At 80.0% G+C, this 1,333-nt stretch carries 1 protein-coding gene; it reads right to left on the bottom strand.

Annotated features, from left to right (window positions below; all coding sequences use genetic code 11):
- Positions 1-1,333: SNF2 helicase-associated domain-containing protein (locus DQW06_RS28155; RefSeq protein ID WP_198662576.1), on the bottom strand; the 1,333-nt coding region annotated here is incomplete at both ends.

Below are 1,333 nucleotides of genomic sequence, written 5' to 3'. Positions count from 1 at the left end.
GCAGGGGAGTGGTGCCCTCCACCCCGATGGCCGTGCGCAGCGCCTCGTCGGTGCGCATCCAGTGGCCGCCGCGCCGCTTGACCAGGTCCAGGGTGGCGCTGAGCCGCTCGGGGTCCACCTCCAGCCACCGGCCGCGCACGCGCACCAGCGAACGCTTGAGGCGGGCCAGCTCGGCGAGTTCGGCCAGCTCGTCCTCGCCGAGCGGTACGGACTCCTCGCCGTCGCGCCCCTGGAGCAGGGCCTCGAAGGACACGTTGACCAGCTCGGAGGGGCCCACCCCGCCGCCCCCGCGTCGGCGGGGCGCCTCCTCGACCGCCACCCGCAGGCCCAGGGCGGGCCTGCCGCGCCACTCGGGCAGGACCACCCCGAACCCGGCGCCGCTCAGCCGGGCGGCGCCCTCGGCCACGAACCGCTCGGCGTCCTCCGTGCTCATCAGCAGCCGGGCCGGGGCCAGGTCGCGCAGCGCGCGGCGCAGCGGCGGATGGTGGCGCGCGGCCCGGCGCAGATCGGCCAGGGCGGTGGCGCCCACGTCGGCGGGCAGCCAGGCGGCGCCCTCGCCCTGCCACACCTGTTCCAGGGGCAGGCGCAGGCCGGGGTCGCTGACCGAGCGCACCCAGAACTCCAGTGCCCACGGCCCCGCGCGGTCGGGTTCGCGCAGCAGGAACAGCAGCGCCGCCCGCCCCGCGCCGCGCACCCGCGAGCGCCACTCGCGCAGGGGTCCGCGCAGCCGGGCGGCGGTGTCGGCGCCGATCCCGTCCGGGGCGCCGGTGAGCGCGGCGGCCAGCCGCTGGCCGGGGGCGGCGCCGTCGTCGGAGGTCTGTTCCGGGCTGGTCCGGCCCTGGTCTGCCGGGTCGGTCCGGGACTGGTCCACTGGGTCGGTCCGGCCCTGGTCTGCCGGGTCGGTCCGGGCCCGGTGCGCGCGGCGGGGCCGGACCAGGCGGCGGGCCGCCGCGTCGGTGAGCAGTTCCAGGGGGGCGAGCACGCAGGCCCGGGCGATCGCGTCGGGCGGCTCCCCGGGCAGGTGGGCGCGGGCGGAGGGCGGCAGGGCGCCGGTGAGCGCGGCCAGGTGCTCCTCCGCCCAGTCCAGCGGCGCGGGCCGCCAGCGGGCCCGGGCGGGGTCGCCCACCAGGTCGGGCAGCACGCACCCGGAGGTGACCAGGAGTTCGGCGAAGTCGCGGACCGCGCGCAGGTGGGCCAGCGAGGGACCGGAGGCGGTGCCGGGGATGTCGCGTGCGGGTGCGGCCAGGAGGGCCTCGGCGGAGGCGGCGTCCAGCCGCAGGGCGGGCACCCGCCAGGGGTGGAAGGCGGCCGGTGCGGTGCCGGGGGCGCGGGT

Origin of the sequence: Nocardiopsis sp. TNDT3, assembly GCF_003427465.1 — a bacterium.
Taxonomy (GTDB): Bacteria; Actinomycetota; Actinomycetes; order Streptosporangiales; family Streptosporangiaceae; genus Nocardiopsis; species Nocardiopsis dassonvillei.
Note: the sequence above shows the minus strand (reverse complement) of the source record. Positions and strands in the feature narration are given on the sequence as shown.